The following is a 17,018-nucleotide window of genomic DNA, read 5'->3' on the forward strand; positions in this document are numbered from 1 at the left end:
GGGTTAGGGTGGGGTCCTTCTTCGCAAGAACCCATATGCGATAGCCCTGCCCGCAAGGGGGGAGATGGCGGCTTCGCGCCGGATCGCCTCTTCAACATTATTCAACGCAGGAAATTGGCGAAAGCGAAGGTAACATCCGATCTTCCCCCTTGAGGGGGAGATGTCCGGCAGGACAGAGGGGGGGCCAAGGATCGCCGATGCCGCCCTGTTCGCGCAGAAGCTACTGAACCGCGCCGACCAGAACCTGCTGGCCACCGCGGATCGAGACCCAGCGGCCGGTGTTGTCGATCGCCTGCCGCTTGAGGAAGCGGTAACCGGTCGCGTCCCATGGCTTGACCTTGTCGGTCAGATTGTCGAGCACATAGTCGCCCTCGTCGGTGCGCACCGTCAGCACGGCGTGGCCCTCGCCGTCGGGCTTGCGCACGACGGTGATCAGAAGATCGGCAAGCGATATGCTCATGCGCGAAAGCTGACGCCGCTTTTCCAGCACATAGTCCTCGCAATCGCCGACGCCATTGTCGGGATAGGCCCAGACCTCGTCCTTGCCGTAGATGTCCATGTCGCTCATAGGCTTGACGGCGGCATTGACCCTGGCGGTGACATTGAGGAGTTTGCGCATCAGCCCGTCGCTCATCGGAGCCGGCGCAAGATTGGTCGGGCGGATCGAGCACTCGCTCGGATGCAGCTTGCAGAAATCATAGTGGCCGATCGGCTGCGAGGTGAGACCCCCGGTCGCCATCGCTCCACCCGCCAAAGCCGGTGCCACCCAGCCCGCCGTCACTGCCAGCCCGGCCGCCACATACACGCGCAGCCGTTGCGCCATCGATGAGGAAATCATTGTCCCCGCTCACCCTTTGTTATTAACGAAAGGTTAAGGGGGATTTACAGTCCGTGTCAATTACGACGACGGTCGGATTGTCGGCATGGTTACCCGAGGGGCTGGACAGCGGCACTTGTGCAACAGAATCGGCCAGCCAGCCGGCTTTTACCGGTCAATCTCACGGTTTGTCGCCGTTAAGCTTGGTTCTATGCAGGTCATCGTCCAAAAATCCGCAATTTGGGCGACTTGCATTATCTCTTGGCGGCGCGGACCAGCTTCGGTTTCACCGCGACACGCTCCTGGCGGCCATAGCTGGTGATGAAGTCGACGATGCGCGGCACGATTTCGGAACGGAAGCGCGAACCGTTGAACACGCCGTAATGGCCAACCGCCGGCTGCATGTAGTGGGCATGCCGCTCAGCCGGGATATTGGGGCACAGATCATGCGCCGCCTTGGTCTGGCCAAGGCCCGATATGTCGTCGTTTTCGCCTTCGACCGTGAACAGCGCGACGTTGCGGATCGCCGACGGATCGATCCTGGTGCCGCGATGCGTCATCTCGCCCTTGGGCAAGGCCTGGCGCACGAAGACCGTGTCGACGGTCTGCAGATAAAACTCCGCCGTCAGGTCCATGACAGCAAGGTACTCGTCGTAGAAATCGCGGTGCTTCTCGGCATTGTCGCCATCATGCTTCACCAGATGCATGAAGAAGTCCTTGTGGGCGATGATGTGGCGGTCGAGGTTCATGCTCATGAAGCCGGACAGCTGCAGGAAGCCTGGATAGACCTCGCGGCCGAAGCCCGGCACCGGCCAGGGCGCATGCATCACGACATTGTCGCGGAACCAGTCGATGCCCTTTTCCTGCGCCAGCAGATTGACCGCGGTCGGATTGCTGCGGGTGTCGATCGGGCCGCCCATCAAGGTCATGGTCGAGGGCACGAAGGGGTCGCCCTTCGTTTCCATCAGCGCCACGGCGGCCAGCACCGGCACCGAAGGCTGGCACACCGCCATCACATGCGTGTCCGGCCCCAGCGTGTGCAGCATGTCGATGACGTAATCGATGTAGTCGTCGAGATCGAATTGGCCGTCGGCAAGCGGCACCATGCGGGCATCGACCCAGTCGGTGATGTGCACGTCGGCATAGGGCAGCATCGCTTCGACCGTGCCGCGCAGCAGCGTCGCATAATGGCCCGACATCGGCGCCACGATCAGAAGCTTCGGATCGGGCTTGCGCCCGGCGGGCACGGCACGCTCGAAGCGGACGAGATTGCAGAACGGCTTCGACCAGACGGTCTTCTCGGTGACCTCGACGCTCTTCCAGTCGACCACGGTCTTGCTCAGGCCGAAGGCCGGCTTGCCGTAGCGGCGCGTGGTGCGCTCGAACAGTTCGGCCGTCGCCGCGATCGAACGGCCCCATTGCGTGTGGGAAAACGGATTGAGCGGATTGGAATAGAACATCCGCACCGCGTCGGCATAGAGGCGCGCGGGCTGCAAGGCGGCGTGGTTCATTTCATAGAGCTGGTAGAACATCGAGAACCCCGCTGCTGCCTGCGACCGAAGGGACGACAAGCAGCGCCGAGCCCTAGATGTCTCGCGGGGAAGTTAACAACTAATTGCTGCGATGCAATACGTCACGCTGCGTGACCAATGCTTCTTTGGTTCAAGGCCATGGAAATCGGGGCCGAATGGCGCCAGCCGGCTCAGTGTGCGGCTGCGAAATGTGTAGGTAGTGTGTCCGGCCCCTTTGCCGGACACAGGCAGCTCTAGACGCGCGCCATGCACACGGAAGTGTGGCCCGAGCCGATGAAGCCGAGCTGGCCGGCGGCACCCTTCGACAGGTCGAGCACGCGCCCCTTGATGAACGGACCGCGATCGTTGATGCGCACGACGACGCTGCGGCCGTTGTTCTTGTTGGTCACCTTGAGCTTGGTGCCGAAAGGCAAGGTGCGATGCGCGGCGGTCAGCGCCGACGGGTTCATGCGCTCGCCCGAGGCGGTCTTGGAGTGCAGCGCGTACCACGAGGCGCGGCCGCACTGGGCGGCGGCGGTCGCCGAAGAAGCGCCGACCATCAGGCCAGCAGCGATCGTTACCGCGACAAGCGCGGTCTGTTTTGGGCTCTTCATATTTGGGGGATGGCTCCGTTTTTGACAGACCCCAGCCGTTAGGTGCCAAATAAGGCGCGAAATGCGGCAGTGATCTGGCGGTTCCGTGGCAATGGCACACGTTTGGAGTCGCTGGGTAACAGTCTGTCAGGGATTTTCCGGCACGCGATGGTCAATCAATGATGATCTTTGTGCTGCGGTCAGACGTCCGTTTGACAAGATCGAACATTAATATCCAAGTAGAGACCGGCATGGTCGGGCCACTTCCTTTGGCTCTTTTATCGCGGCCCCGATGCTCCAACCAATCGACTTCGAAAGCGAGATCCGGCAATGAGGCTGACCAAAAATCTTCTGGCGTTGATTGCCCTTGCCATCGGCGCGCTGTGGTCGCTGCAAGGCGTCGGCGTTGTCGGCGGCAGCTTCATGACCGGCCAGTCGCAATGGCTGTATATCGGTGTCGTCACCATGCTGGTCGGGCTGGGGGGATTGGTGTGGGCGAACCGTTCTCGAGGGTGAGCTTCGAAGAAAGGTCGACCCCCACTCCGTCGAGCTTCGCTCGCCACCTCTCCCCCGACGACGGGTGAGAGGAAAGGCGCGAGCTTGCCGACCTAGCTCCCTTCCTCTCCCTCCGGAGGGGGGAGAGGTGGCTCGGCGAAGCCGAGACGGAGTTGGGGGTCGGCGCTCGTCGAGCGCGCTGCCGCCACAAGACGGCCATACCGCGGCGAGCAAGAAAACTGTCGCCCATGCTGTCGGTCGATTCTGTTACCTATCTATCCGGTTCAGACAGAATGCCGCCCCCGACAGACCTACCCGAACAGCCGATCCAGAATCTTGCCTTCCAGCCGCGCAAGCTCGACCGAACCGCGCCGGCGCGGCCGTTCGACCGGGACATCCAGATCAAGCGCGATCCGGCCTTCGCTGATCACCACGACCCGATCGGCCAGCGCCACTGCCTCGGCGACATCATGCGTGACCAGCACGGCGGTGAACTTCTGCGCGAGCCAGATTCGTTCCAGAAGCTGCTGCATCTCGATGCGGGTCAGGGCGTCGAGTGCGCCGAGCGGCTCGTCGAGAGCCAGGATCTGCGGGTGGCCGACCAGCGCGCGGGCCAGCGCCACGCGCTGCTTCTGACCTCCCGACAGCACCGAAGGCCATTCGTCGGCCCGGTCGGCAAGCCCGACCTCGCCTAGAATGTCGAGCGCGCGTTGCCTTGCCTCCGCGCCGGAAGCAATCCCGGTCAGCCCGACCTCGACGTTTTTCACCACGCTGGCCCAGGGCAGGAGCCGTGGCTCCTGGAACATGAAGCGCGTGCGGCTGTGTCCTTCCTCTTCGACGCCGAATGTCAGCGATCCCGATGTCGGCCGGTCGAGCCCGGCCAGAAGCCGCAAAAGCGTGCTTTTGCCGCAGCCGCTCTTGCCGATGACGGCAAGGAACTGCCCGGCCGGCACGTCCAGGTCGATGCCGTCGAGCACGGTCTTGTCGCCGAAGCGCTTGCCGGCTTGCCTGAAGGCAAAGGCCCGCTGCCCTTCGACGGAGCCGATCGGCCGCACCGGCGGGGCGACGAAGGAACGGGCTGCGGTCAGGCTGGTGGCGGTCATGGGCAATCTCTCATCCGTTCTGGAAGGCCGGATGCCAGCCGAGCGACAGCCGCTCGAGCAGGCGGGCGAGGCTGTCGGCGAGCTTGCCGAGCAGCGCGTAGATCAGGATCGACAGCACGACGACGTCGATCAGCAGGAATTCGCGCGCCTGCATGGCCATGTAGCCGAGGCCGGAGCTGGCCGAGATGGTTTCGGCGACGATCAGCGTCAGCCACATGATGCCCAGGGCATAGCGCAGGCCGACGAAGATCGCCGGCAGCGCGCCGGGCAGGATGACGCGGAAGAACAGGGCGCGCCGATCCATGCCGTAGACGCGGCCCATCTCGACCAGATGCGGGTCGACGCTCTGGATGCCGAGCAGCGTGTTGACGTAGATCGGAAAGAACACGCCGAGCGCCACCAGGAACAGTTTGGCTTCCTCGTCGATGCCGAACCACAGGATGACCAGCGGGATCAGCGCCAGGTGCGGGATGTTGCGGATCATCTGCAGCGTCGTGTCGGTCAGGCCGCGGCTGAGCGTCGACAGCCCGTTGGCAAGGCCAAGCGCAAAGCCGATCGAGCCGCCGATGGCGAAGCCGGCAAGGGCGCGCGCGGTCGAAACGCCGATGTTGCGGACCAGTTCGCCCGACAGCGTCAGCCGCCAGAAGGCCTCGGCGACCGCACTTGGCGCCGGCAGCACGTTGGCGGGCATGACGCCCGCGCGGCTGGCAATCTCCCAGCCGGCAATAACCAGCGCCGGGAGCAGCCAGCCGATGGCATTGCCATGCAGGCGCGTGGCAAAGCTCATGACGAAGCCTGCAGGCGGTTGGCGCCATGGAAGCCGACCGAGAATTCGTTGGCGATGTTCTCATGCGCCCGCTGCCGCCTGGTGCCGAGCCCGAGTTTCGGGAACAGAAGCTCGGCGACGCGGTACGCTTCCTCGAGATGCGGATAGCCCGAGCCGATGATGGTATCGATGCCGATCGCCTGGTATTCGCGGATGCGCTCGGTGATCTGTTCCGGCGTGCCGACCAGTGCCGTGCCGGCGCCGCCACGCACCAGCCCGACACCGGCCCACAGATTGGGCGAGACGACCAGCCTGTCACGGCGTCCGCCATGCAATTGCGCCATGCGGCGCTGGCCGACCGAATCCATCTGGTTGAGGAAGCGCGCCTGCGCATTTTCGATCTGGGCGTCGGTGACATGGCTGATCAGCCGGTCGGCGGCGCGCCAGGCTTCGTCCTCGGTCTCACGGACGATGAAATGCAGCCTGATGCCGAAGCGCAGTTTTCTGCCGCGCAGTGCCGCTTTTGCGCGCGCCGCCGCCAGCTTCTGGGCAACCTGCGCCGGCGGTTCGCCCCAGGTCAGATACATGTCAACGAGGTCGGCGGCGAGGTCCTGGCCTGCGTCCGACGACCCACCGAAATAGAGCGGCGGCCGCTCCTGGTGCGGCAGAAGGTCGAGGCGGCCATTCTCGACGCGGTAATATTTGCCGTCGAAATTGACCCGCTCGCCCGACACCAGGCCGCGCCAGATGGTCAGGAACTCATGCGCCTGGGCATAGCGCTCGTCATGCGGCAGGAAGACGCCGTCGCCGGCGAGCTCGGTCGGGTTGCCGCCGACCACGACATTGAGCAGCAGGCGGCCATTGCTCAAGCGATCGAGGGCGGCGGTCTGGCGCGCGGCGAAAGTCGGCAGCGTGACGCCCGGCCGCAGCGCAACGAGAAACTTCAGCTTTTCGGTCAGCGTCGCGAGACCTGTCGCGGTGATCCAGGAATCTTCGCAGTTCTGACCCGTGGGCAGCAGCACGCCGGGAAAGCCGAGCCGGTCGACCGCTTGCGCGATCTCCTTGAAGTAGCCGAATTCGGGCGGTCGCTGCTGCTCCTCGGAACCGAGATAGGAACCGTCGCCATGCGTCGGGATGAACCAGAAGAAATCGAGCGGTGCGGTGCTGGCAGGCGCGGTCATGTCTGGCACAGTCACGGGCGGATCTCCTGTAGATATGGGTGCAAACGCAAATGGCGCCGGGCGTACTCACCCGGCGCCGTCAGGGGACAAGTTAGTTGCCGGGTGCCGTCCACACCGCGTCGGAGATGCGGACCGCTTTCGGGATCAGCCCGAGCTTGTAGAAGCGGTCGGCGGTGGCCTGCTGGCCGGCGATGATCTCGTCGGTGATCGGAAAGATGCCGAACTTGGTGCGGTTGGCGGCGATGATCTGCGCGTCGAGCGGCACACCGGTCACCTCATGCAGCGCCGCGGCCACCTTGTCGCGGTTCTGGTCGGCCCATTTCGCCGCCTCGCCAAGGGCCGATATCGTCGTTGTGATGGTTTCGGGGTGCGCCTTGGCGAAATCCTTGTTGGCGAGGAAATAGGTGTTGACCTTGAGCACCTCGCTGGAGCGGGCCAGCACACGCGGCAGGTAGCGGGTTTCGGCGATGGCGAAGAACGGATCCCAAACGCTCCAGGCATCGATCTGGTCGCTGGCGAAGGCTGCGGCCGCATCCGCCGGGCTGAGATAGACCGGCGTGATCTGGTCGAAGGCAATGCCAGCCTTTTCCAGTGCGGCGACAAGCAGATTATGCGCGCTGGTGCCCTTGCCGACACCGACGCGCTTGCCCTTGAGATCGGCGACGGACTGGATCGGCGACGCCGGCTTGACGAAGATCGCCTCGCCCTCGCCGTTCGACGGCAGCGCTGCCGCATAGACGATGTTGGCGCCGGCCGACTGGCCGAAGATCGGCGGTGCGTCGCCGGTCCAGCCGACATCGATGGCGCCGACATTGAGCGCCTCCACGAGCGGCGGACCGGCGGTGAACTCGACCCATTTGACCGTCACGCCCTTGTCTTCAAGGGCCTTTTCGATCACCTGCTGCTGCCTGGCGATCACCGGCAGGCCGGTCTTCTGATAGCCGATGCTGAGCTGCTTCAGCTCCTGCGCTGTGGCGCCGGATGACACGGCAACCGTCGCCGCCAGCAGGCCGATGCCGAAAACACGTCTCGTTAGATTGAACATTGATCCCTCTCCTTCGCTGCGGATCGGCGCCGGAAATGGCCTCGCCGGTTGGAAGATGGATCAGGCTAGGTAGTTCTATAAAGTTAGTAGAGGAATGATTTTGCGAGTTCGTTGCGAACGGCGGAAATATTTTCTGCAGCGACCCTTCCTTCGTCATCCTAGGGCGGAGCAAGGAGCGAAGCGACGCGGCGCAGACCCTAGGATCCATGCCGTGACGTTTGCCTTAGAACGCTACGGATCAGAATGGCGCTTGTCCGCGCACCGAGGCTTGTTACCCTGAAACCATGACCGGCTACGTCTACATGACCGCGAGTCAGAAGCGCGGTACGATCTACATCGGCGTCACCAACGATCTCGGCCGCCGCATGCCGGAGCACAAATCCGGTGAGGGCTCGCGCTTCACCAGTCGCTACGGCGTGCAACGCCTTGTCTGGTACGAGGAGTATTTCGACATCACCGATGCCATCCAGCGCGAGAAGTCACTGAAGCGCTGGCCACGTCAATGGAAGATCGATTGATCGAAAAAGCCAATCCAGAGTGGTTCGAGCTCTTTCGTGGAACCGGCTGGTAGGCGCTCGGTTTCTTTCACCGCCGGAGCATAACATCACCGTCGCGGCATGGATCCTAGGGTCTGCGCGTCGCTTCGCTCCTTGCTTCGCCCTAGGATGACGAAACCAGGGTTAGGCCGTCTTCGTGACATGAATCGTGCGCCACCCCCTTCACTGCGACCAATACTGCCAGGCCCAGTAAAAACTCTCGTCGCGTGGCGGCAGGCGGTCGCGCTCGGCGTCCCAGCGGACCGGCGTTGGCGATTTCGGTTGCTGTTCTGGCGGCTGGCTTTCCCTGGTCCAGGCGAGAAGCCAGTTACCGGCTTGGGCGAACAGCACGGCGGTGGAATGGGTCATCGTCATTCTCTCCTGCTCCTCTGGGCTCGGATCATTCGCGTCCCGCCCACGGGACGAGCACGCGCTCGATCCTGCGGATGGTGAATTCGAGCACGAAGGCGATGGCCGCGATCACCAATATGCCCATCACCACCACGTCGGTGACGAGGAACTGGGCGGCCGACTGGATCATGAAGCCAAGCCCGCGTGTCGCCGCCACCAGTTCGGCCGCCACCAGCGTCGACCAGCCGGCGCCGAGCGCGATGCGCAGACCGGTCAGGATCGACGGCAACGCGCTGGGCAGGATGACGTGGCGGACCACTTGGCGCTGGGTAGCGCCCAGCGAGCGCGCCGCGTTGATGCGTTCCTGCGAGACGCCGCGAACGCCGGACGCGGTCGACAGCGCCACCGGCGCCAGCATGGCAATGGCGATCACCAGGATCTTCGACGGCTCGCCGATGCCGAACCAGATGATGACCAGCGGCAGGTAGGCGAGCGGCGGGATCGGCCGCAGGAATTCCAGCAGCGGATCGAAGATGCCGCGCCCGATGGTGCTGATGCCGATGGCGAGACCAACCGGCACGCCAATGGCAAGGGCGGCGACCAGCGCGGCGAATACCCGGCCCAGGCTGGCGACGGCATGCTGCAGCAGCGTAGCATCGACGAAGCCGTCACGGGCGACGGTGATGAACTTGTTCCACACGGCGGCAGGCGATGGCAGAAACACTGGCGACACCAGTTGCAGGCGGGCCGACAGCGCCCACAGCGCCAGCACCACCAGGATGGTCACCGCGCTGACCGCGCGCGCCGAAACGCCTTTGCGTTTCGGGCTGGGCCGCGACCACGGCACCGACAGGCCATCGGCCTCGTCGATCTTGTGTCCCGCCCGCTCGGTGTAGGAGGTAACGGTCATGCCGCCTCTCCTTCGAAGATCGCGTCGGTCAATTCGCCACGCGCCACCGCAAAAGCCGGATCGGCCTTGATGGTGCGGATGGCTTCGCCCGATGCGTAGCGCCTGGAGAAGCCGGGTTCAAAAGTCCGCACCACGCGGCCGGGACCGGGCGCCAGCACGAGGATGCGGGTGGCCAGCACCAGCGCCTCCTCGATGCCATGCGTCACCATCAGCACGCCGACCTCGCTTGCCGTCCATAAATCGAGCAGCGTCGTCTGCATGCGCTCGCGCGTCAGCGCATCGAGCGCGCCGAGCGGTTCGTCGAGCAGCAGGAATTCCGGTTCGGCGGCGAGCGCCCGGGCCAGGCCGACGCGCTGGCGCATGCCGCCGGAAAGCTCCCAGATGCGCTTGTCGCCGGCGTCGGTGAGCTTCACCAGCGCCAGCAACTCATCGGCGCGCCGCGCCCGCTCGGCTGGCCTGACACCGCGCAGCCTGAGCGCGAAGGCGACGTTTTCGCGCGCCGTCAGCCATGGAAACAGCGCGTCGTTCTGGAACACCACCGCCCGGTCCGAACCAGGTGCGGTGATCGGCTTGCCGTTGATGGAGGCGCGCCCGCGTGCCGGCGCGACAAGGCCGGCGGCGACGTTGAGCAGCGAGGTCTTGCCGCAGCCGGACCGGCCCACCAGCACGACGAAATCGCCCTTGGCGACATCGATCGACACAAGCTCGACGGCAGGCTCCGCCTGGCCGTCATAGTGGATCGAGACCTTGTCCAGCACGAGATGGGGGTCCAGTACGAGATGGGGGTCGAGCACGAGATGCGGCATGGATGCCTCGCAATTTCGTTGAAATCCGACGGCCCCGGCGCTCGTCAGCGGTTCCGGGGCAGTCAACACGCGGCGTCAGGGAAGAAGCGCGCGGGCCGGGTTCAGAGCAATTCCAGGAAAAGTGTGAAGCGGTTTTCCGTCCGGAATTGCGTTAAGCGAGTACTAGTTCGAGGCAAGCGCCTCTGTGACGTATTTCGACGACACGTATTTCGAATAGTCCGGCAGCACGGCGTCGATCTTGCCTTGCTCCTTGAGGAAGGCGGATGTCGCTTCCACCGCCTTGACCGTGCCGCCGCCGAGGAATTTGTCGGAGGCCTGCTCTTCGAGCGTCGGGAAGACATAGCCCTTGAGCAGCTGCGGCACTTCTTCCAGCTTGGCGCCGGTGAGCTTGGCGATCGCGGCCGCCTGCGGCGACGACACCGACCAGGCGCCGGGTTTGGCGAGGAACTCGGCATAGGACGCGCCCGTCACCTTGACGAAGTCGCGCACCGCTTCCGGGTTCTTTTCGGCGAAGTCGGTGCGCACGATCCAGGCGTCGAAGGTTGGCGCGCCCCAGGCGGCGACCTGCGAGGAATCCACCACCACCTTGCCCGTCGTCTTGATCTGGCCGAGCGCCGGATCCCAGACATAAGCGGCGTCGATGTCGCCGCGCGAAAAGGCGGCGGCGATTTCCGGAGGCCTGAGATTGAGGATCTCGACCGACTTCGGATCCACGCCCTCATGCTTCAGCGCGGCGAGCAGGCTGTAGTGCGTCGTCGAGACGAAGGGCACCGCGACCTTCTTGCCGGCGAGGTCGGCGACTTTCTCGATGCCGGCGCCGTTGCGCGCCACCAGCGCCTCGGATTCGCCGATCAGGCCGACTATAAAGATGGTCTGGATCGGCAATTCGCGGCTAGCCGCCGCCGCCAGCGGGCTCGAGCCGACATAGCCGATATCGACCGAGCCGGAAGCGACTGCGGCGATGACATCGGCGCCGGAATCGAATTTGCGCCAGTCGATTACTGCCTTCGTCTCCTTTTCATAGGCGCCGTCGGCCTGCGGCACTTTCGAAGGCTCGACCACCGTTTGATAGCCGATGGTGATTTTGAGGTCGTCGGCATGGGCCGGGCCGAGGAAGGCCGCGCCGGCAAGCGCCGCCGACGAGAGGAGAACAATGCGTCGCGAAATGGTGAACATGAAGGGCTCCTGAAAAGAGAAAAATCGGAATGCCCCATGATAGTCCGCTAATTCTATTAGGTTTGTAGAGTTAAATCCTTCCAACCGAGACGGGCTTGTTAGAAAAAAGCTGTCGGTGACGGAGCACCCGAGCGCATATGGCGGCTGCAACCGCCATCATCGCCCCGATGACAAATCGCATACGAACAAGAATGGCGCTCCGCGAGCCTCCCGGCTTCGTCATCCTATGGTCTGCGCGACGGAGCTTCGCTCCTGCTCCGCCCGTGGATGACGAAGTTAGGTACGCTTCGGTACTCAACTCTGTGCCGTGCACGCACGAATGATAGGTTCTTACCCAAGCCAATATCAGGCAAATCCATACCTCAAACGGCGGCCGATTTAGAAAACCTATCCCGCGTGTTCGAGGGTAAGTATAGTAATCTTATCGACATTGAGACTGGAGGCGACGATGAGTAGTCACCATATCGCGACGATCGCGCCTTCAGAGTCGTGCGCTTTTGTGTCCCTGTGGGCCCAAAGGCTGGCCAAAATGGCCGGCGCGGCTTGAAAACGAAGCAAAATCAGCAGTTCTCGGCTTGTACATCATGTCACTAGAATTTATGTGTCATGCGGGCTTGGACGCGGCGGCAACGCCCGCCAGGCGTTTTGCAACCGATGGTTCCATGCCGTCGCATGCCAGAGAAATTTTAATCTCATGCTCACCAAAAAAGGTAAGTACGGCCTCAAGGCGCTTGTGCACCTCGCGCGCTTGCCGGCCGGACAGCTCGCCTTCGTCAACGACGTCGCCACCGGCAACAACATCCCGAAGAAATTTCTCGACGCCATCCTGGGCGAGTTGCGCAATGCCGGCTTCGTCCAGAGCCGCAAGGGCAAGGATGGCGGCTATCGCCTGGCGCGCCCCGCCGACGAGATCAAGGTCGGCCATGTGGTGCGCGTCCTCGACGGCCCGCTGGCGCCGATCCCCTGCGCCAGCCGCACCCAGTACCAGCGCTGTGAAGATTGCAACGAGGCGACATGCCAAGTCCGACATCTGATGCTCGAGGTCCGGCAGGCGATCGCCGAGGTGCTCGATCAGCGCAGCCTCGCCGAAATGCGCGATATCTCTCTCGACGACCTGCCGGTTGCGAGGGACATCGGCGATCTGCCGGTCGCGGTGAAGGTCCAGGCCTGACACTGGCGTTGCGCAGAGCGAAGGCACGCCTATGACCGGGCGCGCCAACTCCATCATCATTGTCGGCGGCGGCGCCAGCGGCGTCGTGCTGGCCGCACATCTCCTGAAGTCGCCCAATCCCGACCTGCGCGTCACGCTGATCGAAAGGCGCCCGCATTTCGGCCAGGGCATCGCCTATTCGACGCTGCTGTCGGCGCATGTCTTGAATGTCAGTGCCGCCGGCATGAGCGCCTATGCCGACGATCCCGGCAATTTCTGGCGCTGGCTGCAGGAGCGCGGCCTGGCAACGGCCGAGCAGGCGCCCTTCTATGCGCCGCGCAGCATCTATGCCCGTTACCTCGGCGAGTTGCTCGACGAGCTGCAGGCGCGCGAAAAGCAGACCGGGCGGCTTCGGTTGATCCGCGAGGAAAGCCTCTCGATCACGCCCACCGCATCCGGTGTCGAAGTGGCGCTGGCCAACGGCACCAGCGTCGTTGCGCATCTCGCCGTGCTGGCCACCGGCCACGACGAGGAGCCGGCGCAAGGCCATGCCATCAGGATGGGATCGGAAGCCGATACAGCACTTCCGACCGACGCCGGCGTCATGGTGCTGGGCACCGGCCTGAGCATGGTCGATGCCTTCCTGGCGCTGGAACAGCGCGGCCATCGCGGCGACATCATAGCTGTGTCGCGGCGCGGCCTGTTGCCCTCGCCGCATCGCAAGGGCAATCCGATCAAGCTCGACGTCGCCGACATTCCGCTCGGCACGCAGCTCTCCTATTTCGTCGGCTGGTTCCGCGACCTGATCAAGGAAAACCAGAAGGCCGGCATCGACTGGCGCGACGTCGTCGACGGCCTGCGGCCGTTCAACCAGAAGATCTGGCAGAACTGGCCGGCTTCCGCCAAGCGCCGCTTCGTCGAGCACACCAAGGCCTGGTGGGACATCCACCGCCATCGCATGGCGCCCGAGGTCTACGCCCGTGTCACCGAAGCCGTGCAATCCGGCCGCATCCGCCTGGTCGCCGGCCGCGTCGTCGACATCGCGCGCAACGGCGAATTCACCGTCCAGGTCCAGTCGCGCCACACGCAGCGTCTCGAGACCTTCGAGGTCGCCCGCATCTACGATTGCTCTGGTATCGTCAGGGACATCTCGACCTCATCGAACAGCGTCGTGCGCTCGCTGGTCGACCGCGGCCTGGCACGGCCGGATCCGCTGCGCATCGGCCTCGATGTATCGGCCAAATGCGAGATCATCGCCGGCGACGGAACCATCTCGGCCAAGATCCTCGCCGTCGGCCCGCTGACGCGCGGCACCTTCTTCGAGATCGACGCCATTCCCGATATCCGCGTGCAGTGTGCGAGGCTGAGCAAGCAGCTGCTCGGCTGAGAGCTCCGCGCAAATCCCAACGCCGTCGTCATCCTAGGGCGGAGCAGGAGCGAAGCGACGTCGCGGAGACCCTAGGATCCATGCCGCGACCTGCGAGCTTTGCGGCGGTGCAAACCTGTCGATGCAGCCGGATGCTTCCAAATTAATTCTGCACCGCTGCATTCTTCGACCAATGTCACGGCATGGATCCTAGGGTCTACACTCCGCTTCGCGTCGCTTCGCCCTAGGATGACGAACGCGCGGAGGGTTCGCCTGACTTCGAAGCGACTCTCGCCAACGCAAACCCGGAATTTCATTCCACATCTGGCCGGTTGATTGGCACGATCTATCTTCTTTCCGACTGCAAAGGGCTGGAAAAGAGGATACGCTGCCGCCCTGCCTAGAGGCGGTCGCTTGGTCATGGAGCATCGATATGAGCGAGCATGAGATCGCCGCAGCCGACGAATTATCCCGCCTGCGTCCGCCCTACAAATCGGTGCTCGACCTGATCGGCCAGACGCCGGTTGTCGAGCTGACCAAATTCGATACCGGCAAATGCCGGCTGTTCATCAAGCTTGAAAGCCAGAACCCGGGCGGCTCGATCAAGGACCGTATCGCGCTGTCGATGATCGCCGCGGCTGAAAAGCAGGGCAAGCTCCGGCGCGGCGGCACCATCGTCGAGGCGACCGCCGGCAATACCGGCCTCGGCCTTGCCCAGGTCGGCATCCCCAAGGGCTACCGCATCGTGCTGGTCGTGCCAGACAAGATGTCGCGCGAAAAGATCCAGCATCTGCGCGCGCTCGGCGCCGAAGTGCGCATGACGCGCTCCGACGTCGGCAAGGGCCATGCCGAATATTACCAGGACATGGCCGAGAAGATCGCGGCGGAAACGCCCGGCGCCTTCTATGCCAACCAGTTCGCCAACCCGGCCAATCCGCTGGCGCATGAAACCACCACCGGCCCGGAGATCTTTTCGCAGCTCGACGGTGACGTCGATGCGGTGGTCGTCGGCGTCGGCTCCGGCGGTACGCTGACCGGGCTTGGCCGCTACTTCGCCAAAGTGTCGCCGAAGACCGAAATGGTGCTTGCCGATCCGGTCGGCTCGGTGCTGGCGCCGCTGATCAAGACCGGCAAGATGGAAGAGGCCGGCAGCTGGACCGTCGAAGGCATCGGCGAGGATTTCGTGCCGCCCAACGCCGATCTGTCGCTGGTCAAGAAGGCCTATTCGATCCCCGACAAGCAGAGCATGCTGGCGGTGCGCGACCTCTTGTCGAAGGAAGGCATCCTCGCCGGCTCATCCTCGGGCACGCTTTTGTCGGCGGCGCTGCGCTATTGCCGCGAGCAGACGGTGCCCAAACGCGTCGTCACCTTCGTCTGCGACAGCGGCAACAAGTATCTGTCAAAGGTGTTCGATGATTTCTGGCTGGCGGAGCAGGGGCTGGCCGAGCACGAGCAGCATGGCGATTTGCGCGACCTGGTGATGCGCTCGCACCGCACCGGCGACACCGTCTATGTCGGCCCGGACGAAAGCCTGCTCAACGCCTATGGCCGCATGCGCCGTTCCGATGTCTCGCAGCTGCCGGTGCTCGACAATGGCAAGCTCGTCGGCATCGTCGACGAAAGCGACATCCTGGCCAAGGTCGACGGCCCCTATGACGGCCGCTGGGAGCGCTTCAACGGCCCGGTGCGCACGGCGATGACCTCCAATCTGCACACGCTACAGGCCAGCCAGACGCTGGATGCGCTGCTGCCGGTGTTCGACCGCAACGAGGTCGCCATCATCTTCGACGGCGACGAGTTCGTCGGCCTGATTACCCGCATCGACCTGATCAACCATCTGAGGCGCGCACGATGACCGCTGAAACACCACCACCGGGCAAGAACCGTCTGGCTTTCTCGACGCGCACCATCCATGGCGGCCAGAGCCACGACCCGCTGACCGGCGCGGTGATGGTGCCGATCTACGCCACATCGACCTTTGCCCAGCAGTCGCCCGGCGTGCACAAGGGCTTTGAATATGCCCGCAGCCAGAACCCGACGCGCTTTGCCTTCGAGCGCGCCGTGGCCGACCTCGAAAGCGGTTCGGCCGCCTTTGCCTTCGCGTCCGGCCTGGCGGCGATCGCCACCGTGCTGGAGTTGCTCGATTCCGGCGCCCACATCGTCGCCACCGACGACATCTATGGCGGCTCGTTCCGGCTGATGGAGCGGGTGCGCAAACGCTCGGCCAATCTGCAGGTCTCGTTCGTCGACTTCACCGACCTGGCCGCCGTGGAAGCCGCGATCCGGCCCGAGACGAAAATGCTGTGGGTCGAAACGCCGACCAACCCGCTGTTGCGCATCGTCGACCTCGAAGGCGTCGCGGCACTTGCCAGGCGCAAGGGGATTCTGACGGTCGCCGACAACACGTTCTGCAGCCCTTATATTCAACGCCCGCTGGAGCTCGGCATCGACATCGTGGTGCACTCGACGACCAAATATCTCAACGGCCATTCCGACATGGTCGGCGGCGTCGCCGTGGTCGGCGACAACAAGGATCTCGCCGCCCAGCTGAAATTCCTGCAGAACGCCATCGGCGCCATTTCGGGCCCGTTCGACAGCTTTCTGGCGCTGCGCGGGCTGAAGACGCTGGCGCTGCGCATGGAGCGTCATTCCGCCAACGGGCTGAAGATTGCGCAGTGGCTGGAAGCGCGCCGCGACATCCGCCGCGTCATCTATCCCGGCCTCGCCAGCCACCCGCAGCACGCCGTCGCCGTCCAGCAGATGCACGCCTTCGGCGGCATGATCACAGCCGTGCTCGACCGCGACCTAGCCGGCACCAAAAAGTTCCTCGAACGCACGCAGCTGTTCACGCTGGCCGAAAGCCTCGGCGGCGTGGAGAGCCTGATCGAGCATCCGGCACTGATGACGCATGGCTCCATTCCGGCCGAGAAACGGGCCGAGATCGGCATATCGGATTCGCTGGTAAGATTGTCGGCGGGGATCGAGGATGGAGATGATCTGATCGCGGATTTGGAGCAGGCGCTGGGGGGATAGACCCTCAGATCGCCAAAATCGGCGCCGCCCCTCATTGCCCTGCCGGGCATTTCTCCCCGTATAGCGACGGGGAGAAAGACGCTAACCGCGGCCGCCGGTGATTGGCGTAAGCGCCGATAACAGCGCCCCTCGCCCCGTTTACGGGGAGAGGATGCCGGCAGGCAGGTGAGGGGCGGCGC

Annotated in this window: 16 protein-coding genes and 1 pseudogene; 6 read left to right on the plus strand and 11 right to left on the minus strand. The window is 64.0% G+C overall.

The genetic code is table 11. The annotated features are described in order from the left end of the window. Positions 1-220 precede the first annotated feature (220 nt). The 3 genes from EOB59_RS28775 to EOB59_RS28790 all read right to left on the minus strand — a co-directional run bounded on the left by EOB59_RS28775 (position 221) and on the right by EOB59_RS28790 (position 2,942). Positions 221-838: a transglutaminase-like cysteine peptidase gene (locus EOB59_RS28775; protein ID WP_128289778.1), complete on the minus strand. Its 618-nt coding sequence runs from the start codon at positions 836-838 to the stop codon at positions 221-223. 233 nt (positions 839-1,071) lie between these two features. Further along, positions 1,072-2,349, minus strand: coding sequence for a polyhydroxyalkanoate depolymerase (locus tag EOB59_RS28785; protein WP_127268048.1), 1,278 nt, complete (start codon positions 2,347-2,349; stop codon positions 1,072-1,074). A gap of 233 nt (positions 2,350-2,582) precedes the next feature. Further along, on the minus strand, positions 2,583-2,942 hold the full coding sequence (locus tag EOB59_RS28790) for a septal ring lytic transglycosylase RlpA family protein (protein ID WP_128289779.1): 360 nt from the start codon (positions 2,940-2,942) through the stop codon (positions 2,583-2,585). A gap of 309 nt (positions 2,943-3,251) precedes the next feature. Between EOB59_RS28790 and EOB59_RS35390 the strand changes: the two genes are divergently transcribed. Further along, complete coding sequence (locus EOB59_RS35390) at positions 3,252-3,437, plus strand: hypothetical protein (protein WP_164781829.1); 186 nt, start codon at positions 3,252-3,254, stop codon at positions 3,435-3,437. 290 nt (positions 3,438-3,727) lie between these two features. On the opposite strand, the gene EOB59_RS28800 is transcribed toward EOB59_RS35390, so the two are convergent. The 4 genes from EOB59_RS28800 to EOB59_RS28815 all read right to left on the minus strand — a co-directional run bounded on the left by EOB59_RS28800 (position 3,728) and on the right by EOB59_RS28815 (position 7,511). Beyond that, a complete protein-coding gene (locus EOB59_RS28800) occupies positions 3,728-4,519 on the minus strand; it encodes an ATP-binding cassette domain-containing protein (protein ID WP_128289780.1) in 792 nt (263 codons plus the stop codon). Between the two features lie 10 nt (positions 4,520-4,529). Beyond that, positions 4,530-5,306 carry an ABC transporter permease subunit gene (locus tag EOB59_RS28805; RefSeq protein WP_127397532.1) on the minus strand — a complete coding sequence of 259 codons (777 nt, stop codon included), beginning with the start codon at positions 5,304-5,306 and terminating at the stop codon, positions 4,530-4,532. Next, positions 5,303-6,466 carry an FMNH2-dependent alkanesulfonate monooxygenase gene (ssuD, locus tag EOB59_RS28810; protein ID WP_164873927.1) on the minus strand — a complete coding sequence of 388 codons (1,164 nt, stop codon included), beginning with the start codon at positions 6,464-6,466 and terminating at the stop codon, positions 5,303-5,305. The genes EOB59_RS28805 and ssuD overlap by 4 nt, the downstream gene beginning before the upstream one ends. 91 nt (positions 6,467-6,557) lie before the next feature. Continuing rightward, positions 6,558-7,511 (minus strand): sulfonate ABC transporter substrate-binding protein, encoded by a 954-nt coding sequence (locus EOB59_RS28815; protein WP_128289781.1) that lies wholly within the window; start codon positions 7,509-7,511, stop codon positions 6,558-6,560. Positions 7,512-7,795: 284 nt separating this feature from the next. On the opposite strand from EOB59_RS28815, the pseudogene EOB59_RS28820 reads away from it, so the two are divergent. After that, a pseudogene (locus EOB59_RS28820) lies at positions 7,796-8,082 on the plus strand (GIY-YIG nuclease family protein). 148 nt (positions 8,083-8,230) lie between these two features. Here the strand turns inward: EOB59_RS28820 and EOB59_RS28825 are convergent. The 4 genes from EOB59_RS28825 to tauA form a co-directional block, all read right to left on the minus strand. After that, the gene (locus EOB59_RS28825; RefSeq protein WP_127269227.1) at positions 8,231-8,416 is read right to left on the minus strand and encodes a hypothetical protein; all 186 of its coding nucleotides are present in this window, start codon (positions 8,414-8,416) and stop codon (positions 8,231-8,233) included. Positions 8,417-8,447: 31 nt separating this feature from the next. Further along, positions 8,448-9,308, minus strand: coding sequence for an ABC transporter permease subunit (locus EOB59_RS28830; protein WP_128289782.1), 861 nt, complete (start codon positions 9,306-9,308; stop codon positions 8,448-8,450). Next, positions 9,305-10,114, minus strand: coding sequence for a taurine ABC transporter ATP-binding protein (locus EOB59_RS28835; protein WP_128289783.1), 810 nt, complete (start codon positions 10,112-10,114; stop codon positions 9,305-9,307). The genes EOB59_RS28830 and EOB59_RS28835 overlap by 4 nt, the downstream gene beginning before the upstream one ends. A gap of 162 nt (positions 10,115-10,276) precedes the next feature. Then, on the minus strand, positions 10,277-11,290 hold the full coding sequence (gene tauA / locus EOB59_RS28840; RefSeq protein ID WP_128289784.1) for a taurine ABC transporter substrate-binding protein: 1,014 nt from the start codon (positions 11,288-11,290) through the stop codon (positions 10,277-10,279). A gap of 694 nt (positions 11,291-11,984) precedes the next feature. Here tauA and EOB59_RS28845 point away from each other — a divergent pair. From EOB59_RS28845 to EOB59_RS28860, 4 genes are all read left to right on the plus strand, one after another. Further along, complete coding sequence (locus tag EOB59_RS28845; RefSeq protein WP_128289785.1) at positions 11,985-12,461, plus strand: Rrf2 family transcriptional regulator; 477 nt, start codon at positions 11,985-11,987, stop codon at positions 12,459-12,461. Between the two features lie 31 nt (positions 12,462-12,492). Continuing rightward, entirely contained in the window at positions 12,493-13,827 is a 1,335-nt protein-coding gene (locus tag EOB59_RS28850) for an FAD/NAD(P)-binding protein (RefSeq protein ID WP_127808551.1), read from the plus strand. A 412-nt stretch (positions 13,828-14,239) separates the two neighbouring features. Further along, positions 14,240-15,661 carry a pyridoxal-phosphate dependent enzyme gene (locus EOB59_RS28855; protein WP_127269717.1) on the plus strand — a complete coding sequence of 474 codons (1,422 nt, stop codon included), beginning with the start codon at positions 14,240-14,242 and terminating at the stop codon, positions 15,659-15,661. Beyond that, on the plus strand, positions 15,658-16,839 hold the full coding sequence (locus EOB59_RS28860; protein WP_128289786.1) for a PLP-dependent aspartate aminotransferase family protein: 1,182 nt from the start codon (positions 15,658-15,660) through the stop codon (positions 16,837-16,839). The genes EOB59_RS28855 and EOB59_RS28860 overlap by 4 nt, the downstream gene beginning before the upstream one ends. The last annotated feature ends 179 nt before the right edge of the window (positions 16,840-17,018 follow it).

Source organism: Mesorhizobium sp. M7A.F.Ca.MR.176.00.0.0 (assembly GCF_004023165.1).
Lineage (GTDB): Bacteria > Pseudomonadota > Alphaproteobacteria > Rhizobiales > Rhizobiaceae > Mesorhizobium.

Coding starts and splice junctions, on each gene's coding strand:
- EOB59_RS28775 (WP_128289778.1), bottom strand. CDS start 838: ATGATTTCCTCATCGATGGCGCAACGGCTGCGCGTGTATGTGGCGGCC.
- EOB59_RS28785 (WP_127268048.1), bottom strand. CDS start 2,349: ATGTTCTACCAGCTCTATGAAATGAACCACGCCGCCTTGCAGCCCGCG.
- EOB59_RS28790 (WP_128289779.1), bottom strand. CDS start 2,942: ATGAAGAGCCCAAAACAGACCGCGCTTGTCGCGGTAACGATCGCTGCT.
- EOB59_RS35390 (WP_164781829.1), top strand. CDS start 3,252: ATGAGGCTGACCAAAAATCTTCTGGCGTTGATTGCCCTTGCCATCGGC.
- EOB59_RS28800 (WP_128289780.1), bottom strand. CDS start 4,519: ATGACCGCCACCAGCCTGACCGCAGCCCGTTCCTTCGTCGCCCCGCCG.
- EOB59_RS28805 (WP_127397532.1), bottom strand. CDS start 5,306: ATGAGCTTTGCCACGCGCCTGCATGGCAATGCCATCGGCTGGCTGCTC.
- ssuD (WP_164873927.1), bottom strand. CDS start 6,466: ATGACCGCGCCTGCCAGCACCGCACCGCTCGATTTCTTCTGGTTCATC.
- EOB59_RS28815 (WP_128289781.1), bottom strand. CDS start 7,511: ATGTTCAATCTAACGAGACGTGTTTTCGGCATCGGCCTGCTGGCGGCG.
- EOB59_RS28825 (WP_127269227.1), bottom strand. CDS start 8,416: ATGACCCATTCCACCGCCGTGCTGTTCGCCCAAGCCGGTAACTGGCTT.
- EOB59_RS28830 (WP_128289782.1), bottom strand. CDS start 9,308: ATGACCGTTACCTCCTACACCGAGCGGGCGGGACACAAGATCGACGAG.
- EOB59_RS28835 (WP_128289783.1), bottom strand. CDS start 10,114: ATGCCGCATCTCGTGCTCGACCCCCATCTCGTACTGGACCCCCATCTC.
- tauA (WP_128289784.1), bottom strand. CDS start 11,290: ATGTTCACCATTTCGCGACGCATTGTTCTCCTCTCGTCGGCGGCGCTT.
- EOB59_RS28845 (WP_128289785.1), top strand. CDS start 11,985: ATGCTCACCAAAAAAGGTAAGTACGGCCTCAAGGCGCTTGTGCACCTC.
- EOB59_RS28850 (WP_127808551.1), top strand. CDS start 12,493: ATGACCGGGCGCGCCAACTCCATCATCATTGTCGGCGGCGGCGCCAGC.
- EOB59_RS28855 (WP_127269717.1), top strand. CDS start 14,240: ATGAGCGAGCATGAGATCGCCGCAGCCGACGAATTATCCCGCCTGCGT.
- EOB59_RS28860 (WP_128289786.1), top strand. CDS start 15,658: ATGACCGCTGAAACACCACCACCGGGCAAGAACCGTCTGGCTTTCTCG.